This window comes from Streptomyces sp. NPDC050416 (genome assembly GCF_044458845.1).
Classification (GTDB): domain Bacteria; phylum Actinomycetota; class Actinomycetes; order Streptomycetales; family Streptomycetaceae; genus Streptomyces.
Genome location: NZ_JBITII010000007.1, coordinates 159493 through 183218, shown reverse-complemented (window position 1 = coordinate 183218; position 23726 = coordinate 159493). Strand labels below are relative to the sequence as shown.

16 protein-coding genes and 1 pseudogene are annotated in these 23726 nt (G+C 71.0%); 10 read left to right on the top strand and 7 right to left on the bottom strand.

The annotated features are described in order from the left end of the window. Nucleotides 1-346 precede the first annotated feature (346 nt). Together ACIBL4_RS22960 and ACIBL4_RS22955 are read right to left on the bottom strand one after the other, a co-directional pair. Nucleotides 347-1435: a LacI family DNA-binding transcriptional regulator gene (locus tag ACIBL4_RS22960; protein ID WP_399412908.1), complete on the bottom strand. Its 1089-nt coding sequence runs from the start codon at nucleotides 1433-1435 to the stop codon at nucleotides 347-349. A 428-nt stretch (nucleotides 1436-1863) separates the two neighbouring features. Next, complete coding sequence (locus ACIBL4_RS22955; RefSeq protein ID WP_399412906.1) at nucleotides 1864-2877, bottom strand: hydroxyacid dehydrogenase; 1014 nt, start codon at nucleotides 2875-2877, stop codon at nucleotides 1864-1866. Between the two features lie 503 nt (nucleotides 2878-3380). Here ACIBL4_RS22955 and ACIBL4_RS22950 point away from each other — a divergent pair. The 7 genes from ACIBL4_RS22950 (at nucleotide 3381) to ACIBL4_RS22920 (ending at nucleotide 14767) form a co-directional block, all read left to right on the top strand. Beyond that, on the top strand, nucleotides 3381-4730 hold the full coding sequence (locus tag ACIBL4_RS22950; protein ID WP_399412905.1) for an extracellular solute-binding protein: 1350 nt from the start codon (nucleotides 3381-3383) through the stop codon (nucleotides 4728-4730). Then, on the top strand, nucleotides 4727-5722 hold the full coding sequence (locus ACIBL4_RS22945) for a carbohydrate ABC transporter permease (protein WP_399412903.1): 996 nt from the start codon (nucleotides 4727-4729) through the stop codon (nucleotides 5720-5722). Before ACIBL4_RS22950 ends, ACIBL4_RS22945 begins: the two co-directional genes overlap by 4 nt. Next, nucleotides 5719-6582, top strand: a complete 864-nt coding sequence (locus tag ACIBL4_RS22940) for a carbohydrate ABC transporter permease (RefSeq protein ID WP_399412901.1) — start codon at nucleotides 5719-5721, stop codon at nucleotides 6580-6582. Before ACIBL4_RS22945 ends, ACIBL4_RS22940 begins: the two co-directional genes overlap by 4 nt. Nucleotides 6583-6625: 43 nt before the next feature. After that, a complete protein-coding gene (locus tag ACIBL4_RS22935) occupies nucleotides 6626-8410 on the top strand; it encodes a putative Ig domain-containing protein (protein ID WP_399412899.1) in 1785 nt (594 codons plus the stop codon). 30 nt (nucleotides 8411-8440) lie between these two features. Then, nucleotides 8441-11770 carry an alginate lyase family protein gene (locus ACIBL4_RS22930; RefSeq protein ID WP_399412896.1) on the top strand — a complete coding sequence of 1110 codons (3330 nt, stop codon included), beginning with the start codon at nucleotides 8441-8443 and terminating at the stop codon, nucleotides 11768-11770. Between the two features lie 25 nt (nucleotides 11771-11795). Then, entirely contained in the window at nucleotides 11796-13037 is a 1242-nt protein-coding gene (locus tag ACIBL4_RS22925; RefSeq protein WP_399412894.1) for an alginate lyase family protein, read from the top strand. A gap of 122 nt (nucleotides 13038-13159) precedes the next feature. After that, entirely contained in the window at nucleotides 13160-14767 is a 1608-nt protein-coding gene (locus tag ACIBL4_RS22920; protein WP_399412892.1) for a carboxylesterase/lipase family protein, read from the top strand. A gap of 7 nt (nucleotides 14768-14774) precedes the next feature. Here the strand turns inward: ACIBL4_RS22920 and ACIBL4_RS22915 are convergent, their stop codons facing one another. Both ACIBL4_RS22915 and mmuM read right to left on the bottom strand, forming a co-directional pair. After that, nucleotides 14775-15830: a LacI family DNA-binding transcriptional regulator gene (locus ACIBL4_RS22915; RefSeq protein WP_399412890.1), complete on the bottom strand. Its 1056-nt coding sequence runs from the start codon at nucleotides 15828-15830 to the stop codon at nucleotides 14775-14777. A gap of 180 nt (nucleotides 15831-16010) precedes the next feature. Then, on the bottom strand, nucleotides 16011-16922 hold the full coding sequence (gene mmuM / locus ACIBL4_RS22910) for a homocysteine S-methyltransferase (protein ID WP_399412888.1): 912 nt from the start codon (nucleotides 16920-16922) through the stop codon (nucleotides 16011-16013). 130 nt (nucleotides 16923-17052) lie between these two features. Here mmuM and ACIBL4_RS22905 point away from each other — a divergent pair, with 130 nt between their 5' ends. Both ACIBL4_RS22905 and ACIBL4_RS22900 read left to right on the top strand, forming a co-directional pair. Then, nucleotides 17053-18432, top strand: a complete 1380-nt coding sequence (locus ACIBL4_RS22905) for an amino acid permease (RefSeq protein ID WP_399412886.1) — start codon at nucleotides 17053-17055, stop codon at nucleotides 18430-18432. Nucleotides 18433-18627: 195 nt separating this feature from the next. After that, nucleotides 18628-19023, top strand: coding sequence for a hypothetical protein (locus ACIBL4_RS22900; protein ID WP_399412884.1), 396 nt, complete (start codon nucleotides 18628-18630; stop codon nucleotides 19021-19023). Between the two features lie 150 nt (nucleotides 19024-19173). On the opposite strand, the gene ACIBL4_RS22895 is transcribed toward ACIBL4_RS22900, so the two are convergent. After that, nucleotides 19174-19518 (bottom strand): hypothetical protein, encoded by a 345-nt coding sequence (locus tag ACIBL4_RS22895; RefSeq protein ID WP_399412882.1) that lies wholly within the window; start codon nucleotides 19516-19518, stop codon nucleotides 19174-19176. 312 nt (nucleotides 19519-19830) lie between these two features. Between ACIBL4_RS22895 and ACIBL4_RS22890 the strand changes: the two genes are divergently transcribed. Beyond that, the gene (locus ACIBL4_RS22890) at nucleotides 19831-20949 is read left to right on the top strand and encodes an aminoglycoside phosphotransferase (protein WP_399412880.1); all 1119 of its coding nucleotides are present in this window, start codon (nucleotides 19831-19833) and stop codon (nucleotides 20947-20949) included. A gap of 66 nt (nucleotides 20950-21015) precedes the next feature. Here ACIBL4_RS22890 and ACIBL4_RS22885 read toward each other — a convergent pair. Next, nucleotides 21016-21432: pseudogene (locus ACIBL4_RS22885) on the bottom strand (IS200/IS605 family accessory protein TnpB-related protein); the annotation flags it as partial. Nucleotides 21433-21597: 165 nt separating this feature from the next. Continuing rightward, a complete protein-coding gene (locus ACIBL4_RS22880; RefSeq protein ID WP_399412878.1) occupies nucleotides 21598-23706 on the bottom strand; it encodes an autotransporter in 2109 nt (702 codons plus the stop codon). Between the last annotated feature and the right edge of the window lie 20 nt (nucleotides 23707-23726).

Genomic DNA, 23726 nt, shown 5'->3' with positions numbered 1-23726 from the left:
TGGTGCTGGCCAGGAACGGCGGCCGGAAACCGTCGGCTCGCGGTTGCGGGGGGTTCGGCCAAGCGTAAGCAGAAGCTGTAGTAAGCGGTTGCTGGGACGGTAGGCGGCTGGCTCGGCTCTTAGCAAGAGGTGCGCGGAAATTCGTTACGGCGGATTGTCCGCCGGGTTATCTCCGGGCGCGCGGCATCCGCTCGCGCGCAGACTCACATATGCGCAGGTCATGGCGGGTGACCGACAGGCCAGTCCGCGGCCTGGGCGAGCCCGCCGACGAAACTTCGAACGGGTCGTAAAGCCTTTGGAAAACGGTTACGTAACGACGCCCGGCCGCAGCCGACACGCCTGTCGGCTATCCGTGCCGACTCGGCGGCTGCACCGAGTTACGGACCACGACATGCGTACCCAGCACCAGATGGTCGCCGTCGGCGCTCTTGCGTCGCCCCGAGCCGCCCTCGCGCCGGTCGGCCACCGCGCGCAGAGCGACGCGGCCCATCTCCTCGTACGGCACGTGCACCGTGGTCAGTTGGGGTGTGAGCTGCGACGCGAGCGGGATGTCGTCGTAGCCGACGATCGAGACGTCCTCGGGCACCCGCAGACCCGCCGCGCGCAGTGCCTGCATGGCACCCGCCGCGACCACGTCCGTCCCCGCGAGCACGGCGGTGAAGTCCGGCGTCTCGTGCAGGGCCGCCTCGACGGCCTCGTACCCGTGCTCGTAGTCGTACGGGCCGTGCCGGACCATACCCGGGTCGAACGGCACGCCGTACGCCTCGAAAGCCCGCTGCGCTCCCCGCAACCGGCCCTGCGCGGTGGTCAGTTCGGCATGTCCCGGCAGGACCAGGACGCGCCGGTGACCGGCCGACAACAGGTGGCTGGCCATCGCGTAGGCGCCGCCCTCGTTGTCGTAGTCGACTGTCGTCGCCGGGACGTCGCCCTCCAGCGGGGGCCGGCCCACCAGGACCAGATGAGAGCCTGCCGCGTCAAGGGAACGGGCGAAGCGGGCCATGCGCAGCTGGTACTCGTCGTAGTCGTACGCGCCGCCGAGCAGGATCACGGCGGCCACACCCTGCTGGCGCATCAGGTTCACCAGGGCCAGCTCCCGCTCCGGGTCGTCGCCGGTCGTGCCGACCAGGGAGAGCCAGCCGCGCAGCGTGGCGGCGCCCTCGACGCCCTTGGCGACATGCGCGAACGCGGCGCCGGTGATGTTGTTGATGAGGATCGCCACCGTCGGTGTGCCGCCGCCGGCCAGCGAACGGGCGTGGGCGTTGGTGACGTAGTCCAGGTCCCGGACCACCTTCATCACCCGGCGGCGCAGCTCCTCCGACACCGGGTAGTTGCCCGACAGCACCCGGGAGACGCTGGCCACGGAGACGCCGGCCCGCTCCGCGACGTCGCGAATGGTCGCCCGTCCGGCGTCGCTCGTCGCCTTGCGCTGACTCACCCTTGCGGCTCCTTCACCGTTGCGTCTCGATCCGGCGCCGGGGCTCTGCCCCACCCGTGCGGAAACCGTATCCCATCGTTACTCCGGGCTGGAGGGCCTGTGGACAGCGGGCTGATGGAAGGCGCCAAGCGGCCGCTCGACGCCGATGGAGGGGCCGTCCGACGTGCTGCCGGCAACATGATCGCCATCGGCGACGCCATCGGCACCGGGCGTGGGCTGGGTGCGCTGCCGTGCGCGATCCGGACCTCCGCCGCACCGCAGGCCGACCCGGGCCGTCGGCGGGGCGAGGCGCGGGCAGGGCAGTGGCGAGGGCACGGCAGGGCGGGACGTCGGGAACACCGGCGTGGCAAGGCGTCCTGTCGCGGTACGGCGGGGAGGCCGTCAACTCCGCCGCCCCGGCGGCCCGGGCCGCCACCCCAACGCCGCCCTCACGCTACCCGCGCGAGGTCCGCACGCCGCACCTCGTGCTCCGGTGGCAGGCCCGCCACCAGGCGCTCCAGTTCCTCGACGACGATGCGGCCGAGCCGCTCCAGTTCGTTGCCCAGTGAGCCCGCGATGTGCGGCGTGAGGAACACGTTGGGCAGGTGGTACAGCGGGGACCCGGCCGGCAGCGGCTCCGGGTCCGTGACGTCGAGGACCGCGCTGAGCCGGCCGGAGACCAGCTCGTCGGCCAGCGCGTCGTGGTCGACCAGCGCGCCGCGGGCGGTGTTGATGAGGACCCCGCCGTCCCGCACCAGGGCGAGCCGGCCGCGGTCGAGCATGTGGTGGGTCTCGGGGATGTCGGGGGCGTGCAGACTCACGATGTCGCTGTGTCTGAGCAGGTCCTCCAGCGACAGCGACTCCGCACCGAGGGCGGCCGCCTCGGCCGGGCTCAGGTACGGGTCGTGCAGCAGGACGGTGAGGTCGAACGGCCGCAGCAGCTCCAGCAGTCGGCGGCCCACCCGGGACGCGCCGATGACACCGACCCGGCGGCCGAGGTTGCCCGTCGCCGCGGTCTCGGCGGGGCCCGGGTAGGTGTGCGTGCGGCGGAAGCGCTCGCGGTGGTCGAAGGCGTCCTTGCCCACGAGCAGGATCATCGCGAGCGTGAACTCCGCGACGGGCACGGCGTTGCCCGTCACCGCGCTGGAGACCTTCACGCCGCGTTCCCACAGGGCGTCGCCGACCAGGGAGCGCACGGAGCCGGCCGCGTGCAGGACGGCGTCCAGCTTCGGGGCCGCCGCGAGGGCACCGGCGTCCAGATGCGGGCAGCCCCAGCCGGTGATCAGCACCTCGGCGCAGGCCAGGGCCCCGGCCGCGGCCGGATCGGTGAAGTCCCGCACGATCAACCCGGGATCGATGTCGGCCGTGCGCCTCAGCCGCTCCATCAGCGGCGGAGGAAAGAGGAGCGGGAGGTGCACCGGATCCATCGCGAACACGGCCCGCGGCAGCTGAGGGCTGGGCATGACTCTCCTGGAGCAGAGGACGGAAACTGTTTCAGAAAGCGCCTTCTACCGTAGATCCGCCGGGAAGCGGCGGTCAATCGGCGGGGCCGGGGCGACAGCTGTGAGTAAGTGCGGGCGTCGGACCTCCGCTCCTCGGAGGTCCGGCATGAGGACCTTGTGGTAATCGGTTACTGACGTTTCAGTGCGCGGAGGTGAGCGCCGACTGTGCCACCGTCGGTACCTGAGCCACGGGCTGGCCGCTTCGGCAACCGGTTCCCAAGCCTGTTGCCGAGACGAGGTCCAACCAGCCCCTGGTCAGCGGTGTCCCACCACCCGTCGGCGGCTTGATCGCGACGGCCGAAAACAGGACTCACCGACACTCTGGCTGATGACACCGGGGTTACACAGTCTTTTCGAAAACTCGTCAAGGCTCTTGACGCGCCATCCCGACCGCAAGAAGCTCTGCCCCACGCACAACAACCGGTTGCCACAGCAAGCCGGAAAAGCAAGGAGGTGGTGCGTTCATGCACCCACATGCTGGTGCTTCCCTGAGCCGCCGCCGATTCCTCGCCCTCTCCGCGGCCGGCGCCGCGACCGGCACGGCGGCACTGAACGGCTGCGCGATGCGGGTCTCCGGCGGCGTCACCGGCGGCGGCGAGACGGTCACGCTGATGGTCAAGCCCGACGACATCTCCCCGGAGCTGGTCAGACAGGCCCAGAAGGACATCGGCGTCAAGATCGTCACGGTGCGCTACGACATCACCAAGCTCATCGGCATGATGACCAACGGCGCCCCGCCCGACCTGGTCCGCGGGGTCGGCGCCACCGACGCGCCCTACTTCGCTGCGCGCGACGTGATGGAGAACCTGGACCCCTATTTCGCCGGGAGCGGCGTCCTCAGGGTCGACGACCTGGACCCGGTCAACGACCTGTGGCGCTTCGACGGCCGCACCCAGGGCAAGGGCCCCCGCTACGGCATGGCGAAGGACTTCTCCCAGGACTCCATGTTCTGGTACAACACCGCCCTCTTCGACAAGGCGGACGTCGACTACCCGCCCGATACCGAGCCGGTCACCTTCGAGGAGTGGCTGGAGAACGCCAAGCGGCTCACCCGGCGCAAGAGCGGCCAGACGACCGTCTTCGGCGGCAGCTACAACGGTGTGCTGACGCCGAACCTCCTCGCGAGCCTGACGGCCGCGGCGGGCGGGAGCCTGTTCAGCGACGACTTCTCCCGGGTCGACTTCACCACCCCCGAGGCCCGCAAGGCGCTGACCTGGTACATCGAGTACGGCCGGACCAGGGTCGGCCCCAGCATCATCCAGCCGGACCCCAACACCTGGGACGGGCCCACGTTCCAGGCGAACCGCATGGCCATGTCCAACAACGGCTACTGGCTCGGCGGCCTGATCAACGCCGACAAGAAGCTGGCGCCACTCGCCCGCCTCGCCCCGGCCCCCAGGTTCGAGGGCGGTCAGCGGATCAGCCCCTGCCAGGCCGGCACCGGACTGTGGATGCCGAGGAAGGCGAAGAACAAGGACGCCGCCTGGCGGGTCTTCGAGTGGTTCTTCGGCGAGGGACCGGCCAAGGCCCGCGCCTCCAGCGGCTGGGGCATCCCCACGCTGAAGTCCCTGCGCCCGCTGATGCCGGCCCAGGAGGACTACCAGAAGCGCGTGCTGAAGGTGCAGAACGCCGAGCTGAAGCACTTCTCGGTCATCGCCTACACCCCCTACGCCACGGCGGACTCGCTCTACGCCCTCTTCAACCAGGAGGCCCCGGCCGCGATGAACGGCCGGATGTCCGTCGACACCCTGGCGGGCCGCCTGAACTCGGCCATGAACGAGCAGCTCAAGCGCGGTAAGGAGCAGGTGGGATGACGGTCGACCAGATACCCGTCACGGGGCGGACCCGCCCGGCCGCGCGTGCCGGCCGCGCCGCGCCGGTGCAGCGGCCCCGGATCTCCATGACCGCGCGCAGGCATCGCGCTTTCTACCTGTTCACCGCGCCCTGGATCACCGGTTTCCTGCTGCTGACGATCGTGCCGATGGCGTACGCGCTGTGGCTGAGCTTCACCACGTACGACGGCATCTCGCCGCACTGGCGCTACGTCGGTCTCGGCAACTACTCAGAGCTGTTCTCCGACCCGCAGACCTGGAACTCCCTGGGCCGCACCGGCCTGTTCGCGCTCACGTCGGTGCCGCTGTCGATCATCGCCGGGCTCGGGCTCGCCGTCCTGGTCAACCGGCCGGTCAAGGCGCGCGGGCTGTTCCGCACCCTGCTCTATCTGCCGGCCGTGGTGCCCCCGGTCGGTGTGGGCCTCACCTTCAAGGCGCTCTTCGACCAGAACTCCGGTGCCGCCAACGGCGTCATCACCCTGTTCGGTTTCGACGCGCTGGGCTGGCTCGCCGACCCCTACGCCCGCTACGTGCTGCTGATGAGTGTGCTGTGGGCGGCCGGGAACGTCATGATCATCTCGCTGGCGGGCCTCCAGGACGTGCCCCGGGAACTCCACGAGGCCGCCCGGATCGACGGGGCGAGTGCCTGGCGGACCTTCCGCAGCATCACCGTGCCGCTGCTGTCGCCGGTGCTGCTCTTCCAGACGGTGACCGGCGTGATCGCCTCCGTGCAGACCATCATGCCGCTGCTGCTGTCACCGGACGGCACCACGGCCGGCGTCACCGCCCTGCCGCAGTCCAACTACCTCTACATGATGCACGTCTTCTCGCAGTACTTCGCGCTCGGCCGCTACGGCTACGCCTCCGCACTGCTGTGGGTGCTCTTCGTTCTGATCCTCATCGTGACCGGACTCATCTTCAAGTTCACGTCCGGAGTGGTGTTCTACAACGTCGACCCGGAGGCGAAGAAGTGACCGCCACCAGCCTGCCCCCGAACTCCGCGCCCAGGGTGCGGCTGCGCGTCAACCGCCTCGTCCTCTACACGGTCCTGGTCGCTCTCACCGGGCTGTTCATCGGCCCCTTCGGGTGGCTGATCCTCTCCGGCCTGAAGACCCCGGCGGAACTGGCCGCCTCGCCCGTGCACTGGCTGCCCGCCGACTTCCAGTGGCAGAACTTCGCCGATGCCTTCCATCTGATCGACTTCCTGGGCTACGCCCGCAACTCCCTGATCATCGCCCTGATCTACGCGACGCTCGTCACGCTCAGCTCGGCCTGGGTCGGCTTCGGCTTCGCCCGCCTGGACGCCCCCGGCAAGAAGACCCTGTTCGGCATCCTCGTCGGCTCGATGATGCTGCCCCAGATGATCACCCTGCTGCCGACCTACCTGATCTTCGCCAAGCTCGGCATGGTCGACACGTACTGGCCGTGGGTGTTCTGGGGACTGGCGGCCGCCCCCTATCTGGTCTTCCTCTTCCGGCAGTTCTTCGCGGGACTGCCCCGTGAGCTGGAGGAGGCCGCGATCGTCGACGGCTGCGGCTACGGCACGATCTTCTGGCGGATCTTCCTCCCGCAGTCCTGGCCCGTGCTGTCCGCGAGCTTCGTGATCGCCTTCACCTGGTCCTGGGGCGACTACATCGCCCCGCAGCTGCTGCTGTCCACCGACAAGTCGACGCTGGCCGTCGCCGTCATGACCACCTACGTGACATCGGCCGGGACGCCCGTCACCAATCTCCAGGCCGCGGCCTCCGTGATGTACGTCGTGCCGATCCTGCTGATCTTCCTCGTCGCCCAGCGCGGATTCGTCGCCGGGATGTCCACCACCGGCCTCAAGTGACCTTCCGTATCTCTCCTCCCTCTCTTGCTGAAGGACCTTCTCCATGAACGACGCCCAGAGCACCGGCCTGTCCCGGCGCACAGTTCTCCAGGCCGCGGGTGCCACCGTCGCCGCCTACTCAGTGATCGGAGCGGCAGCCGGCGCCGCGAGAGCGGCGGACGGACCCGCCTCGGCGAACAAGCTGGTGGTGTACCCCATCCCGAGCGGTGTCCCCACCAACTCGAGCTACTCCGTCAAGGTCCGTACGCAGGGCGGCGAATGGCAGACGGTGCCCGTCTACCGCGCCAGAGCGAAGCAGATCGACGCGAACACGGGCAGCGGTCCGGTCTTCAACTCCTCCGTCGCCACGTTCGACTTCAAGGGCACCGTCGAGGTCGCCGTCACCTCGTCCAAGGGCACCATCGGCACCGCGCGGATCCGCCCGCTGTCCTACGACACCGAGTTCACGGTGGACGGCGCCACGGTGACCTTCACCCTCACCGAGCCGCGCAACCTCTCCATCGAGATCGACGGCGACCTCTTCAACAACCTGCAGCTGCACGCCAACCCCATCGAGTCGAACACGCCCGACCCCGACGACCCCGACGTCATCTACTTCGGCCCCGGCCTGCACAAGACCACCGACAACGTGGTGAAGGTGCCCAGCGGCAAGACGCTCTACCTGGCCGGCGGCGCGGTGCTGACGTCCCGGGTGGAGTTCCACGAGGTGGAGAACGCCCGGATCATCGGCCGTGGCGTGCTGTACAACACGGCGAACGGCATCCTGGTCGAGTACTCGAAGAACATCGAGATCGACGGAATCATGGTGCTCAACCCGAGCAGCGGCTACTCGGTCACCGTCGGCCAGTCGAAGCAGGTCACCGTCCGCAATCTGCACTCCTACAGCCACGGCCAGTGGGGCGACGGCATCGACGTCTTCTCCAGCGAGGACGTCCTCATCGATGGCGTCTGGATGCGCAACTCCGACGACTGCATCGCGATCTACGCCCACCGCTGGGACTACTACGGCGACTGCCGCAACATCACCGTCCGCAACTCCACCCTCTGGGCGGACGTGGCGCACCCGGTGAACGTCGGCACGCACGGCAACACCGACAAGCCGGAGACCATCGAGAACCTCGTCTTCAGCAACATCGACATCCTCGACCACCGCGAACCGCAGATGGACTACCAGGGCTGCATCGCGCTCAACCCCGGCGACAGCAACCTGCTGCGCAACGTCCGCGCCCAGAACATCCGGGTGGAGGACTTCCGCTGGGGCCAGCTGATCAACATGCGGGTCATGTTCAACAAGTCGTACAACACCTCCGTCGGCCGGGGTATCGACGGGGTGTACATCCGGGACCTGGCCTACACGGGGACGCACGCCAACCCGTCCGTCATGGTCGGCTACGACGCGGACCACGCCATCCAGAACGTCACCTTCCAGAACCTCGTCATCAACGGCAAGGCCATCGCCAACGGGATGAAGAAGCCCGGCTGGTACAAGTTCACCGACATGATGCCGGCGTACGCCAACGAGCACGTGCTGAACATGCGGTTCCTGAACTCCACCGAGGCCACGTCCACCGACAAGCCCGAGCTCACCAGCCCGGACCAGGCGACTGCCACCAAGAACCAGGTGTTCAACCACCTCATCACGGCCACCGGTCTGCCGACGTCGTTCAACGCCGGCGGGTTGCCGAAGGGGCTGGACATCGACACCGCCACCGGTCTGATCTCCGGTACCGCCGAGGACAACGTCGGCACCTTCACGGTCACCGTCTCGGCCACCAACAGCGTGGGCACCGCGACGCAGACCCTCACGCTCACCGTCCAGCACGCGTGACGCGGCCCCTTTAGAACCATGGAGTCACCCGTGCTTCCTCTCAGCCGACGGTCCTTCCTCGGCGCGGCAGGGCTCGTGGTCGCGGCCGGAGGGGGACTGCTGTCCGCCTCCGCCGCGGCGGCGTGGGCCCAGGACGACAAGACCCGGCTCCGCGCCTTCACCCACCCCGGACTGCTGCACAGCGCCGACGACCTGGCCCGCATGAAGGCCGCGGTCGCCGCCAAGGAATCCCCGGTCTACGACGGTTACCTCGCCCTCGCGGCCCACGCGCGCTCGAAGGCCACGTACGCCATCCAGAACACCGGCCAGATCACCTCCTGGGGCCGCGGCCCCACCAACTTCCAGAACCAGGCCGTCGCCGACTCGGCCGCCGCCTACCAGACCGCGCTGATGTGGTGCGTCACGGGCGACCGGGCGTACGCCGACAAGTCCCGCGACATCCTCAACGCCTGGTCGGCGTCCCTGACCGCCGTCACCGGCGCCGACGGGCCGCTCGGCGCCGGGCTCCAGGTCTTCAAGTTCGTCAACGCCGCCGAACTGCTGCGGCACAGCGGCTACGACGGCTGGGCGAAGGAGGACATCGCGCGCTGCGAGGAGTCCTTCCTGCGCGTCTGGTATCCGGCGATCTCCGGCTACATGCTCTACGCCAACGGCAACTGGGACCTGACATCCATTCAGTCCATACTGGCCATCGGCGTGTTCTGCGAGGAGCCCACCCTCTTCGAGGACGCGCTGCGCTTCTCCGCCGCCGGCGCGGGCAACGGCAGCGTCCCGCACCGCATCGTCACCGACGCGGGACAGGGCCAGGAGTCCGGCCGCGACCAGGGCCACGAGCAGCTCGCCGTCGGCCTGCTCGCGGACGCCGCGCAGGTCGCCTGGAACCAGGGCGTCGACCTGTACGCCTTCGACGGCAACCGGCTGCTGAAGAACGTCGAGTACGCCGCCCGCTACAACCTCGGCGGGGACGTGCCGTTCGTCCCCGACCTGGACCGCACCGGCAAGTACGTCAAGACGTCCGTCTCCGCCGTCGGGCGCGGAAACCTGCCCCCGATCTACGAGATGGCCTACGCGCACTACGCCGGTGTCCGGGGCCTCGACACCCCCTACACGAAGGCGGCCGTCTTCCGCGGCACGGGCGGCGCCCGCGTCGTCGAGGGCAGCAACGACGACCTGCCGAGCTGGGGCACCCTCACCTTCGCGGGCACGAAGTCCCCGTCCCCGGCCAGACCCACGGCACCGGCCGGTGTCACCGCGGTGGGCGGCGACAAGTCCGTCACCGTGACCTGGGTGCCGTCGGCGTGGGCCGAGTCGTACACGGTCCTGCGGGCCACCGGCGCCGAAGGACCGTACGAGACGATCGCGACCGGCCTCGACACGCCGGCCTACACCGACCGTGAAGCCCGCGCGGGCAGGCCCTCCTACTACCGGATCACCGCCACCAACTCCCAGGGCACCAGCGCCCGTTCCGCCTGGGCGGCGGCGGTCCCCGGGCTGCCCGACCCCTGGGCGACACGGGACATCGGGGACGTGCGGATCCCCGGCTCGGCCGTGTTCGACGGCGAGCGGTTCGTGCTGGAGGCGTCCGGCACCGCCGACACGCACCGCCTGGCGTACCTGCCGCTGCGCGGCGACGGCACGATCACCGCGCGGATCGTCCATCCGCTCAGCTCCCAGTACTCCATGATCGGCGTCACGATACGAGCGGGCCTGGACGCGGACGCCGCGCACGCCGCCATGCTGATCCAGGGCCTGCCGCTGCACACCTGGAGCGGCGTGTGGTCCGTACGGCCGAAGGCGGGAGCCGCCGTCAAGGGCACCGGCAGCACACCCGTGCCACCCTCCCAGCAGCAGGCGATCACCACCAGTGCCGCCTTCCCGATCTCCTCCCTCGGCACCCTGCCCGAGTCGGCGACCCCGCTTGAGGCCCCGTACGTCGAGGGCGCGGGCGACGGCTACCGGCTGCGCATGCCCTACTGGGTGCGCCTGACCCGCCGGGGCGGCCGCTGCACCGGCGCCATCTCCCCGGACGGCATCCGCTGGACCGAGGTCGGCTCCACCGACGTCGACCTCGGCAGCACGGCGTACGTCGGTCTCACCCTCACCTCCTGCCTCGGTGTCGACGAGGACTACGCCGAGACCGGCACCGGAGCCTTCGACAACGTCAGCGTCGCCTCCCGGACCGCCGGCGAGGTCTGGTCCGTGCCCCGCCCGGCCACCGCCGCCGGCGACCTGCGGGCCACCACGGGCGCCGACGCGGTCGAACTGGCCTGGACCGACCCGGACCTCTCCGCCCGGTACAAGGTGCTGCGCGCCACCGCGGCCGACGGCCCCTACGAGACGATCGCCACCGGCGTCGGAGCGGTCGGTTTCGGCACCCGCGTCCGCTACGCCGACGCCACCGGCACACCCGGCACGACGTACCACTACGCCGTCGTCAAGACCAACTGCGCCGGACGCGGCCCCCTGCCGGATCCCGCGACGGCGGCGATGCCGACACCTTCCATGCCTCAACTCACTTCCGCCACCACGGCGTTCGCCAACAAGGGCGTGCCCTTCCAGCACGTCCTGCGCGCCGCGCACGAACCCATACGGTTCGCCGCGGACGGGCTGCCCGACGGCCTGCGCGTCGACAAGCGCACCGGCCTGATCTCCGGAACACCCACACAGACGGGCGAGTTCAAGGTCACCACCAGCGCGGGCAACGCCGCCGGAGACACCACCGGAACCCTCACCCTCACGGTCGGCACCCCGCCGCCCGCGCCCTGGACCTACGGCGACCTGGGCGACGTCGTCCTCGACGACCGCGCCTACGGCACCCTCGGCGTCGTCGCCGTCCGCACGCCCGGCAGCACCGCCCACGAGGACGGGACCTTCGTGGTGCGGGGCGCCGGGACCGACCTCACCGTCAACAACCAGGGCATGACCGGCCAGTTCGTACGACGGCCCGTCACCGGTGACTGCGAGGTGACCGCCCGCCTGATCTCCCGCGCCGGAGCCACCGGCGACCGGGCCGGCCTGCTCATGGCCAAGTCCCTGTCGCCGTTCGACCAGGCGGCCGGGACGATCGTCACCGGCGGCACGAGCGCCCAGCTGATGCTGCGCCCGACCGTCGCCGGCAGGTCCACGTTCACGGGCAACGCGGCGGTCACCGCCCCGTGCCTGCTGCGGCTGAAGCGCACCGGAACGCACTTCACCGCAGCCGTCTCGTCCGACGACGGCGCCACCTGGACCCCCCTCGCCGAGGGAGACATCCCCGGCTTCGGTGACGCCCCCTACTACGTGGGCCTCGTGGTCTGCTCCCGCGACCCCCTGGCCCGCAGCACCACCGAGTTCGACGAGGTGAGCATCACCCCCATGTAGTCCTCCACGGATCGGAGAACCCCACATGAGCCGCACGTCCCCCCACACGCACGACGAGGGCGGCCAGGTGAGCCGCCGCGGTCTGCTCAAGACCGCCGGCGGCCTCACCGCGGCCCTCGCCCTCGGCGCCACCGCCACCACGGCGGACGCGGCCCCGGCGGCCTTCACCCACCCCGGCATGCTGCACAACGCCGGCGACATCAACCGCGCCAAGGTCAGGGTCGCCGCGGGCGACGACCCCTGGGCCTCCGGCTGGCGCAGACTGACCGCCAACTCCCACTCGGCGTCCACCTGGACGCCCCGCCCCACCGCCACGATCATCCGCGGCGGCACCGGCGAGAACTACCCCCAGCTCTACAACGACATCCACGCCGCCTACCAGAACGCGCTGCGCTGGCACGTCGGCGGCACCGCCGCCAACGCCGACTGCGCGGTGCGCATCCTCAACGCCTGGTCGTCCACACTCACCAGCATCACCGGCAACGCCGACCGGTACCTGGCCGCCGGCCTCTACGGCTGGCAGTTCGCGAACGTCGCCGAACTCATGCGCGGCTACGCCGGGTTGGACCTGGACCGGTTCAAGACGATGATGCTCAACGTCTTCTACCCGCTGAACGACCGGTTCCTGCGCGAGCACAACGACGCCTGCATCACCAACTACTGGGCCAACTGGGACCTGTGCAATATGGCTTCGATCATGGCCATCGGGATCCTGTGCGACGACGGCGCCAAGTACGACCAGGCCGTGAACTACTTCAAGAACGGCGGCGGCAACGGCCAGATCCAGCGGGCCGTGCCGTTCCTCTACCCGAACGTCGAGGGCTACGACCTCGGCCAGTGGCAGGAGTCCGGCCGCGACCAGGGCCACACCGTCATGGGCATGGGCCAGATGGGCGCCCTGTGCGAGATGGCCTGGAACCAGGGCGACGACCTGTACTCCTACGACGGCCGCCGCTTCATGAAGGCCGCCCAGTACGTCGCCAAGTACAACCTGAACATGAACGTGCCCTACACCACCTACACCTGGGGCAGCGGGCAGACCTGCGCCCAGCAGTCACAGACCGTGATCGGCTCCGGATCCCGCGGCCAGGTCCGCCCCGTGTGGGCGATGCTCCACTACCACTACGGCCGGCGCCTGCTCCTCGACGACAAGTACATCGCCCAGATGTGCTTCTCCGTCGCCCCCGAGGGCGGAGGAGGCGACTACGGCACCACCAGCGGCGGCTTCGACCAGCTCGGATTCGGCACGCTGATGTACGCCAAATAGCGTGTCCGCTGCCCAAGACTGAGCCAAACAGCGGTCAAGCCGACTCGTGCACCGGAATACCGAAGGGCGATGTGATGCTCTGGTGTCTCCGGTGCACGAGCGCGGCGAAGGGCTGGTGGCGTATGACGGCAGGCCAGACGGATCCCGTGGTCAGGAGCCCCTACGGGGCCGTACGCGGCAGATACGAGCGGGGAGTCGCGGTCTTCCGCGGCATTCCGTACGCGGCGCCCCCGTTCGGCCCCCGCCGCTTCCGCCCGCCCGTGCCCCTCCCACCCTGGGACGGCGTCCGCGACGCCGGCGCCTTCGGCCCCACCCCGCCGAAACCCCCGTACTCCGACGCCTTCGCGCGCTACCTCTCCGATCCGGTCGTGCCGGGCGACGACTGCCTCAACCTCAACATCTGGACTCCGCAGCCGGATCCCGGAGCCCGGCTCCCCGTCCTGGTCTGGCTGCACGGTGGGGCCCTGACGAGGGGCTCGTCCGCCGTCCCCGTCTACGACGGCCACGCCTTCGCCCGCGACGGAGTCGTCTGCGTCTCCGTCAACTACCGGCTGGGCGTCGAAGGCTACGGACTGTTCCCGGACACGCCCCCGAACCCCGGCCTGCGCGACCAGATCGCCGCCCTGACCTGGGTGCACGAGGCCATCGAGGCTTTCGGCGGCGACCCCGGCCGCATCACCCTCTTCGGCCAGTCCGCCGGGGCGATCAGCATCGGCGCCCTCATCGCCGCCCCGCAGACGCAGGGACTGGTCCGGCGGGCGGTCCTGCAGAGCGGGCCGCCGGAGGCGTCCGAGCGGGCCAAGGTACGACGGATGGTGCGCCGCATGGCGTCCCGGCTGAAGATCCCCGCCACCGCCGAGGCCTTCGCCGCCGTCGACCGCGACCTGCTGCTGCACACCCAGGCCGAGGTGGGCAAGCTCAGCAGCCCGGTGGTCGGCGGCCCCGCCTTCGGCATCGTCATCGACGGCGACACCGTCCCGCGCGACCCCCTTCAGGCCCTCACCGAGGGCGGCGCCGCCGAGGGCGTCGAGCTGATGATGGGCTGGACCCGCGACGAGTACCGGCTGTGGCTGGTCCCGGGCGGACTCCTGGAGCGCGTCGACCGCCTCGGGGCCGTCGCCTTCGCGGGAGCCATGGCCCGCTGCCACTGCGGCAGCGAGGTCCCGCGCGGCTACCGCGCCCTGCACCCCGAGGCGGGCACGGCGGAGATCGTCGGCCAGCTGGTCACCGACCACCTCCTGCGCATCCCCCTGCACCACCTGGCCGACGCCCGTCCAGAAGCGTCGTACGTCTACGAGTTCGCCTGGCCCTCGAACCTCCCCGGCCTCGGTTCCTGCCACGCGCTGGAGCTCGGCTTCGTCTTCGACACCGGGGAGGTCCCGGAGGCCCGCAAACTTGCCGGGGAAGGTGCCCCGCAGGAACTGGCCGACGTCATGCACGCCGCCTGGGTACGCTTCGCCACGGACGGCGACCCGGGCTGGGAACGCTGGGACGAGACCCACCCGGTGCGCGTCTTCGGAGACCGCGCACCGGACGCCGAGAACGGCCTCTCCTACACGGCGTACGGCCCCCGGGACCGCGAACTCGCCCTCTGGGCGACCGACGCCGCCCTCCCGCCGGAGGAATCCCCACCCGCGCCGGTCCCCGCCGACGGCCCGCACCCCCGCAGCACGGAACTGCGGTCGGCCGTACGGCGGCTCCGCCGCTCCGGGGCACTCCGCCGGCACTGACCGCGCCTCACGCCGGCGGCGGCCCCACCGAGTCGCGCACCACCACGTGCGTGCCGAGCAGCAGGTGTTCGTCCGGGGCGCCCGGCGTGTGCTCCAGGGCGGTGCGGACGGCGAGGCGGCCGAGTTCCTCGTAGGGGACGTGGACCGTCGTCAGGGCGGGGTGCAGGTCGCGGGCGAAGGGAATGTCGTCGTAGCCGGCGAGGGAGACGTCGCCGGGGACGGTCAGGCCCGCCTCGTGCAGGGCGGTGAGAGCGCCCGCCGCGACCATGTCGGTGGCGGCCACCACGGCGGTGAAGTCGAGGTCGTCCTTGAGGGCCTGCTGCACGAGGCGGTGGCCCGCGTCGCGGGTGAAGTCGCCGTGCAGGACGAGGGACGGGTCGGGCGTGAGACCCCGGGCCCGGTGGGCCGCCAGATAGCCGCGCTCACGGCCCAGGGCCGTGGTGTGGTCCGCCCGGCCGCCGAGGAACAGCACCCGGCGGTGGCCCTGCGCGAGGACGTGGGCGACCAGGGTGTAGGCGCCGCCCTCGTTGTCGTACTCGATGACCGTCACCGGGGCGCCGGGGTCCAGCGGCGGCCTGCCGCACAGGACCAGGCGGGAACCGGCCGAGGCGAGGGAGTCAGCCATGCGGTGGGTGCGTTCGCGGTACTCGGGGGTGTCGGCGGTGCCGCCGACCAGGATCACGGCGGCGGCGCGCTGGGCGCGCATCATCTCGACGAACTCCAGCTCGTGCCGCACGTCACCCTCCGTGCTGCACACCAGGCAGAGATGGCCGAGGCGGGTCGCCTCGCGCTCGACGCCGTGGGCCATGTGCGCGAACGACGGGCCGGTGATGTCCTCCAGCACGAACGCCAGCGTGGGCGTGCCGACGCCCGCGACCGCCTTAGCCCGCGCGTCGGCGACGTAGTCCAGCTCACGGACCGCCCGCATCACGCGCCCGCGCGTCGCCGCGCTCACCGGGTACACACCGCCGAGTACCCGGGACACCGTCGACGCCGAGACACCCGCGCGGGCTGCCACGTCCCGGATGGTGCTGCGGCTCGCGTCCCCGCTCTTCCTCGTCATGACTGCCTCGTCTCTCCGGGCGCCGGTCCGCACCCACCCCTCGGGAACTGCGGCAACGCCATGGCAACCGGTTCCCTGGACGGAGGCTAGCAGCGGGGAGGGGAGAGGGAGGAGTGTTGTGCGCGGACTGGTGACGCGGTGGTGAGGCGGGCCGGTGACCCGGTGGGGGCCCGTACGCTCCTATGCCGCCCCCAGCGCTCCCGCGATGCCCGAGATCGCCTCCGGGCCCACCCGGCAGCAGCCGCCGATCAGGCGGGCGCCGGACTGCTTCCAGCCCTGCACCTGGTCGGCGGTGAAGGTGGCGCGGCCGGTCCAGGCGCGGGCGTCGGCGTCCCAGGTCTCACCGCTGTTGGGGTAGACGACGACCGGCTTGCCGGTGACCCGGGCCGCGATCGCGGCGGCGGTGTCCGCGTCCTCGGGTGCGCAGCAGTTCACGCCCACGGCGATCACCTCGTCCGCGTCGGCGGCCAGGGCGAAGGCCTCCTCCAGCGGCTGCCCGGCGCGCGTGCGGCCACCGGCGACGGAGTACGTCAGCCAGGCCGGCACCCCGAGCCCGCGCACCGCCCGCAGCAGGGCCCTGGCCTCGTCGGCGTCGGGGACCGTCTCCAGCGCGAGGATGTCGGGACGGGCGGCGGCCAGTACCTCCAGGCGGGGGCGGTGGAAGCGCTCCAGTTCGTCGACCGTGAGGCCGTAGCGCCCCCGGTACTCGGAACCGTCCGCGAGCATCGCCCCGTACGGACCGGCCGAGGCCGCCACCCACAACGGGCGCGAGACGCGGGCCAGGCGGGCCGCGTCCCGGGCCAACTCGACGCTGAGGGCCATGAGTTCCGCTGCCCGGTCGTGGCCGATGCCGTGCTTGGCGAAGCCCTCGAACGTGGCCTGGTAGCTGGCCGTGATCGCCACGTCCGCGCCCGCCCGGAAGTAGGCGAGATGCGCCTCGGTGATCGCCTCCGGCTGCTGCGCGAGCAGCCGCGCCGACCACAACTCGTCGCTCAGGTCGTGCCCGGCCGACTCGAGCTGGTTGGACAGGCCGCCGTCGAGGACGACCGTCCCGGCGGTGAGGGCTTCGGCGAGGGTGAGGGTACTGGTCATACGGACGACCGTAGTCCAGATCCGGCGGCGGACCCCAGCCGATTGTGTCCAGTACATGAACAGGTCGCCCAACATGTGGGACAGCGGGTTACGATCACGGCCTCCCCCTCTCCGCTCGTCAGGAACCCCCATGACCGTCCCCAGCTCCGCCGAGACCGCCGAACCCGTCGACCCGGCCCCGGCGCCCCCACCGCGCCGCACCTTCGGCCTGGCCGCCGCCACGGCCCTCGTCATGGGCAACATCATCGGCGGCGGCATCTTCGCCCTGCCCGCCACCGTCGCCCCCTACGGCACGATCAGCCTGCTCGCCTTCGTCGTGCTCTCGGTCGGCGCGGTCGCCCTCGCGCTGCTCTTCGGCAAGCTGGCGCGGCGCAGCCCGGTCACGGGCGGGCTGTACGTGTACCCGCGGGACGCGTTCGGTGACTTCGCCGGGTTCCTGTCGGCCTGGTCGTACTGGACGATGTGCTGGGTCAGCATCGCCGCCCTGGCCGTCGCCGTCGTCGGTTACGTGGACGTCCTGATACCCCTGCACGGCAACCACGTCCTCCAGGCCGCCGTCGCCATGGCCGCCCTGTGGCTGCCCGCCGCCGCCAACTTCGCGGGCACCCGCTGGGTCGGCGCGGTGCAGGTCGTGTCCACCGTCCTGAAGTTCGTGCCGCTGCTCCTGCTGGCCACCATCGGCCTGCTCTTCGTCGACGCGGACAACTTCGGCCCGTTCAACGCCTCCGGCCAGAGCGTCTCCGGCGCGCTGGCCGCCTCCGCCGCGCTGCTGCTGTACAGCTTCCTCGGCGTCGAGTCGGCCGCCGTCAGCGCCGGCGAGGTCCGCGACCCCGAGCGCACGGTCGCCCGGGCGAGCGTCCTCGGCACCCTGGCCTCGGCTCTGGTCTACATCCTGGGCACGGTCGCCGTGTTCGGCCTCGTCCCGCACGGCCGGCTCGTCGACTCGGGCGCGCCGTTCGCCGACGCGGTGAACGCCCTCACCGGCAGTTCCTGGGGCGGCGCGGCCATCGCCCTGGTCGCCGTCGTCTCGATCACCGGCTGCCTCAACGGCTGGATCCTCATGGCCGCGCAGATGCCGTACGCCGCCGCGCGCGACGGTCTCTTCCCCGCGCCCTTCGCCCGGGTCGGCAAGGGCGGCGTGCCCGGCTTCGGCGTCTGGGCCTGCGCGGTCCTCGGCACGCTCCTCATCGCCCTCAACTACACGACGGGCCCGGACACCACCTTCCGCGTCCTCGTCCTGATCACCACGTTCACCGGCTGCGTGCCGTACCTGCTGTCGGCCGCCGCCCAGCTGTACTGGCTGGCCCGCGGCACCCGCGACCGCGTCCGCCCCGCCGGCCTGGTCCGCGACCTGATCGTCGCCGTCCTCTCCTTCGGCTTCTCGTTCTGGCTGATCGCGGGCGCCGGATACGCCGCCGTCTACCAGGGGGTGCTGTTCCTGTTCGCCGGGATCCCGGTGTACGTGTGGCTGCGGGGGCGGCGGGAGGCCGCCGTCCGGGACCCGCGGTGACAGTGCCGGCCCCAGCCGCTCGCTGAGTAATGTGATCAATACGGTCCGAACTGTCGCCCAATGGCTTGAACGAGCCTTACTGGTGCATCAGTGGATCTGCAGCATCGTTTCTGCGACTCCGATGACCTGAAGCACCCAGGAGCCACCGTTCAGGACCGGCAGAGGAATGCCGGTCCGCCAGTTGAGGGGGAACTCGTGAAGACAGCCACGCGAATCGCCGCAGGCGCGTTCTCGGTCGCCGTCCTCGGCGGCAGCCTGATGCTCGCGCCGACCGCACAGGCCGCGCCCACGTCCTGCTACGGCAGCGCGAAGTCGTACTCCAAGCCGGCGGGCGACCGTTGGTACCCGGCCAACGGGTCCGGCCGACTCACCACGACGAGCAACTGCGCGGACATCAACATCAAGCCCAGCCAGACCACTCAGATCGCCGTCTGCTTCTACCCGTCCTCGGGCGGCTCCCAGTGCCAGCCTTCCTTCAAGACCGCACCGGCAGGCCAGTGGACCGTGGTCGCCACCGACGTGAAGGACGGCACTCGTTTCATCTTCGACTTCGCGGGGACCGCGGCCAAGTCCGGTGTCTGGGCGGCCTGACCCGACTCAGGAGTAGCGCGACCGGGAACGTCCGGGGCTCCGCCCCGGAGCCCCGGCCCTCTCCCGGAGGGCCGGGGCTCTCCGGTGTCCACGGGGAAAGGTGCTCCGCGGCCGAGGTAAGGCCGTCGCCTCATCCAGGCTGTAGGCAGCTCACTCACCTGCTTTGTTCGCTCCGGTTGCCTTGCTCAGCCGGGCGGCGAGACGGACGGCTGTCTTCTCCCCAGCTCGCTGCCTGATCAGGCCCTCTTTGGCAGCAGCACGAAGCCAGACCTCCGAACTGGCCTCATCGGCCTTCAGCACTCGCGCGGTCACCACTACGGGATTCAGACCGCCGGCACCGCCGCTGGCGACAACGCGGATCGTCTCGCCCTCACCAGAGCCAACTGGCACGGTCTCGACTGTGCGGCCCGCCCTCCCGAGTACACGGGAGACGCGCTCCACCGCATCGTCGAACGGCAAGGGAACAAGCAGATCGAGGGGGGGGACGCCCGTCACCCCAGACCTTCCTCTTGCTCCGCCAGGCGGTCATGACCTCGTCGGTGCTCAGGATCTCGTAGCAGGGCGGCAGGCAGAAGCTGCCGCTGCCGTTGTGGCCCAGTAACAGAAGGGCGTGGTCGGGGTGGAGGCTCCTGCCGAGTTGTTCCTCGGTGCGGGCGATGTCCGGCGGGGTGGCTGGGGGAGCCAGTTCCCGGGCGCGCTCGCGTTCCTCCAGCCAGCGTTCCACGCGTTGCCACGACTCGCCGAGCGGAGCGGGCTCCATGTGTCCTCCTGCCGGTTTCGGCAAGGACCTCACCGTAAGCTGACGGGATGCCTGAAGTCGCCGTGGCGGAAGCCGAGTTTCGCGAGATCTTCGATTCCGCAGCCCCCGGAAGGACGACCCTCGTACCTCTCACGCACAACCCGTTGAACGGCGTCACCGCGGGCGTGTGGCGTGTCACGGGCGGCGGCCGGTCGGCCGTCCTGAAAGTGCTGACGCGGACGAAGGAGACCAGCGTCACGTGGGCCGCCTCCAACGACCCCCGGCACTGGAACTTCTGGCGCCGGGAGGTGTACGTGTATCAGTCGGGGCTCGCCCAGGTCTGGCAGCGGCACGGCATCCGCGCGCCCCGGCTGCTGGCCTGCGTCGAACGCCCCGACGGTGACCTGGCGTTGTGGCTGGAGGACGTACCGGGCGAACCGGCGACGGCCTGGCCGCTCGCCCGGCACGTCGAGCACGCGCACCGGCTCGGGGCCGCGCAGGGCGCGGTGGGTGCCGGGGAGGACCGGCCGTGGCTGTCGCAGCGCTTCCTGCGCGACTACACCGCGGGCAAGACGACGGGCCAGGACCTCCTCGACGACGACGAGGCCTGGCAACACCCCCTCATCCGGGAGCACTTCCCGGCAGGCCTGCGCGAGGACATGGTCCGCCTCCACCACGACCGCGAGTGGTTCCTCACGGTCATGGAGTCCCTGCCGCGCGCCTTCTGCCATCTCGACCAGTGGCCGGCCAACGTCCGCTCCGACGGCCGCGACAGTGTCCTGCTCGACTGGGCGTTCGCCGGGGACGGCGCGCTCGGCGAGGACCTCGGCAACTACCTCCCCGACTCCGTCTTCGACCTGTTCGTCCCCGCCGCCGACCTCCCCGGCCTGGCCAAGGCGGCGTACGACGCGTACGTGCAGGGCCTGCGCGAGAGCGGCTGGCGCGGCGACGAACGGCTCGTACGGCTCGGCGTGTGCGCCTCCGCCGTGAAGTACGACTGGCTCACCGCACTGATGCTCGCCCGGGCGGACGACGAGCAGCCGGCCTACGGCGGGCAGGGCGCCGTCCCCGCAGGACTCCGCTACCGCGAACGCGGCCTGACCCTCGCCTTCCTCGCCGACTGGGCGGCCGAGGCCCGGCTGCTGGCTCACCAGCTCGGTTTCCCGGAGGCGCCGAGCGGCCGCTGACGCGGGTGCGCGAGGCTCACCGCCGGGAGAAGGGACGAGCATGGCCCGCGTCGTCGAGTTGTCGTACTACCGTTCCTGGAGACTGAGCGGGAGTGAGTCCTGTTGCCAGGGCTCGTGCTCAGCCGCGTGCTCCGAACGGTGTTGGGCACGCTGGTCGCCCGCTTTCGCTCCGCGTCCGGGCGGCACGACTCGTGATCGTGGTCCGGGAATGCGGGGGCGGGGTTCCTCGCGCCGTCGGGTCTCGGGTCGGGCCTGGACGGTCCGACGCCCCGCACGATCACTCTGGTCGTGTGGGGGCGGTGCCGTCCGTCGCCGGATCGGTTGCCCAAGGGCGCGCCGTCCGATGGCCACGGCTGCTGCGTCGTGGCGAGTGGTCTTACGGTTCTTGCTGGTCAGCGGCTGCTGCCAGTGCTGGGCGCCCCACCGGGAGGTGTAGGCCGGGTCTACTGCGATGATCGCCAGGCCCTGCTCCGCAGCCACCTCCGGCGCCCGGCGGAAGGTCGACCTGTTCGGAACGGCCATCAGAGCATCGACCAGGGCGAGGGCGGCATCGCCTTCGGCGCGAAGTTAGCCGTGCTGCGGCCCGGCCGGGTGTCCGTCGGCGACGAAGCGGTCGTCACGGCGTGGGGCGACTCCGAGCTGTAGGCCTCACTGCCGCGCGCGGGCCGCGTGCCGGCCGGCACGCCGACGGCCCCGGCCGCGTCGCGCCACCATCGGTACGGCGAGGCTGATGACGAGGGCCAGCCCGAGGGCGTACGGCCACCAGCCGAAGCCGACCCCCTCCGACGCGCCGGCGCTCCGGGGCGCCACGGCCCCGGACGCGGACGCCCCGGGCGCGGTCGGGGAAAGACTCGGGGCGGTCTTCGCGGTCAGGGCGACGTCGTTCCCGTCTCCCGCCCGGTAGTCGATGCGGTAGGTGGTGTCGCCGATCTTCAGGCGGGCGCCCTGCCGCAGCCCCTCGAACGTCCCCGAGACCCTGCCATCGCCCTTGTGGTCGAGGACGGCGACCTCACGAGCGGGCCGGCCCCGGCCTCCGAGGGCCGAGACGTCGAGATCCCCGGCCAGCCGCACGGACCCTGTCACCTTCAACGGCTCGTCCCGCACGACCAGGGTGCCCTTGAAGCTCTGCGTGTAGCCGCCGTTCACCGTGAGGCCGGTCGTCACGGCGCCGTCGTTCGTCACCGCTCCCGCGACCGTGCCCTTGCCGGTGAGCGTGGTCGCGACGCGCAGACCAGCCGGGCCCGTGTCCAGCCGCGCCCCGGCCGCCGTGAGCCGTACGGCCCTGCTGCGAGTGAGCGTGGCGCCCTTTCGGAGGGCCAGCGTGCCCTTGGAGACGGTGGTCGTCCCGGTGTACGTGACGGTGGGACCCGTCAGTGTCGTCGTGGCGGCTCCCGACTGGGTGAGCGAGCCGCTGCCGCCGATGCGGGAGAGGGTGAGAGGCCGCTTCGTGTTGCGCAGGACGAGTGAGCCGTCGTTGACGACCTTGTAGTGGCCGCCCGCCGTGTACAGCCCGCCGTCCCCGCCCCGCTTCCCGCTGCCCAGCCGGAGCACCGCGCCCTTCTCCACCGTCGTGGAGCCGTCGTAGTACTGGACGGCCGCGAAGGTCACGTCGTTGCCGGGGGTTCCGGCGATGACGATGTCGCCGGCGCCGGGGGCCGCGAGGGTGTCGTGGAACACGCCGCCGCCGATGGGGGCGCCGAGCGTCACCGGGCCGTCGTAGTCGAAGGTGAGGCGGGAACGGGAGCGGGCGGCCAGGAGGTTGATGTAGACCGTCTCGGCGGTGCCCGGCATGAAGATCTTGTCGGTCGTGCCGTCGCCCCACTGGACGTTCGCACCCTTGATGTTGGTGCCGCGCTTGTTGACGTTCTTGCGGGCGGGCGTCCAGTTGAGGGCCGGGTCGCTGAGCGACGGGTCCCTGTCGCCGCCCTGGTCCGACCAGCTGTACTGGCCGGTGAGGATCACCTTGCTGCCGGGCCGCGACTGGACGTTGATGTCGCTGCCGTACTCGCGCTGGTAGAAGTCCATGCCCATCGTGACGGTCCGGCCGAGCGGCGTGTCGACGGTCCAGGTGCCCTGGTTGAGGACCTTGCGGACGTTCGGGAGCGAGGTCGCGTACTCCGGCCGGCCCGCGTTGAGCTGCGTGCCGTTGTCGATCACCCCGGAGAAGGAGTGGGTCCCCGACAGGTCCCAGGTGCCCCACAGGAACCTCGGCTGGGTGATCAGTCCGGAGCCGCTGATGGTGCCCAGGTTGTACGCGCTCGTCAGCGACAGCCGCAGGGTGCCGTCGACCCGGATGTTGTCCTGGTTGAGGCGGAACGCCGGGGTGTTGTACGGAAAGCGGCCGATCAGCCCCGTCGTACCGCCGTCGCCGTACTGGAGCGTGGCACCGCGCTCCACCGTGACCGCCGGCGGGTCCGGGTCGGCGACGGTGACGTACGGGTGGTTCCCGCCCAGCGTCCGCACCCGCTGCCGCCGCCGGGACTCGGGGAGCGTGAAGTCGCTGTCCTTGGTGAGAACCAGGGTCCCGCTGCCGCGCACCGTGAGCGTGCCCTCGCCCCGGAACACGCCGTCGTACGTCGTCGTCCCGGGCGGCACGGTGACGACCGTGTCACCGCCGAGCGTCACGTCCCGGTCGGCCAGCACGTCGGCGGTGACGTCCCGGGGACCGGCGGCCACGGCCGGGGGAGCGGCGAGCAGGGAGGCGACCGCCGCCAGGACACCGGCGGCCGCTGCTGTGGTGTGGGTGAGACTGCGCACGGGAGGGGAGACGCGGGCGA

What these genes read in the sequence shown, in the direction of transcription:
- ACIBL4_RS22955 (WP_399412906.1), bottom strand. Translation starts at nt 2,877, where the DNA reads ATGCCCAGCCCTCAGCTGCCGCGGGCCGTGTTCGCGATGGATCCGGTG.
- ACIBL4_RS22950 (WP_399412905.1), top strand. Translation starts at nt 3,381, where the DNA reads ATGCACCCACATGCTGGTGCTTCCCTGAGCCGCCGCCGATTCCTCGCC.
- ACIBL4_RS22945 (WP_399412903.1), top strand. Translation starts at nt 4,727, where the DNA reads ATGACGGTCGACCAGATACCCGTCACGGGGCGGACCCGCCCGGCCGCG.
- ACIBL4_RS22935 (WP_399412899.1), top strand. Translation starts at nt 6,626, where the DNA reads ATGAACGACGCCCAGAGCACCGGCCTGTCCCGGCGCACAGTTCTCCAG.
- ACIBL4_RS22925 (WP_399412894.1), top strand. Translation starts at nt 11,796, where the DNA reads ATGAGCCGCACGTCCCCCCACACGCACGACGAGGGCGGCCAGGTGAGC.
- ACIBL4_RS22920 (WP_399412892.1), top strand. Translation starts at nt 13,160, where the DNA reads ATGACGGCAGGCCAGACGGATCCCGTGGTCAGGAGCCCCTACGGGGCC.
- ACIBL4_RS22915 (WP_399412890.1), bottom strand. Translation starts at nt 15,830, where the DNA reads ATGACGAGGAAGAGCGGGGACGCGAGCCGCAGCACCATCCGGGACGTG.
- mmuM (WP_399412888.1), bottom strand. Translation starts at nt 16,922, where the DNA reads ATGACCAGTACCCTCACCCTCGCCGAAGCCCTCACCGCCGGGACGGTC.
- ACIBL4_RS22905 (WP_399412886.1), top strand. Translation starts at nt 17,053, where the DNA reads ATGACCGTCCCCAGCTCCGCCGAGACCGCCGAACCCGTCGACCCGGCC.
- ACIBL4_RS22890 (WP_399412880.1), top strand. Translation starts at nt 19,831, where the DNA reads ATGCCTGAAGTCGCCGTGGCGGAAGCCGAGTTTCGCGAGATCTTCGAT.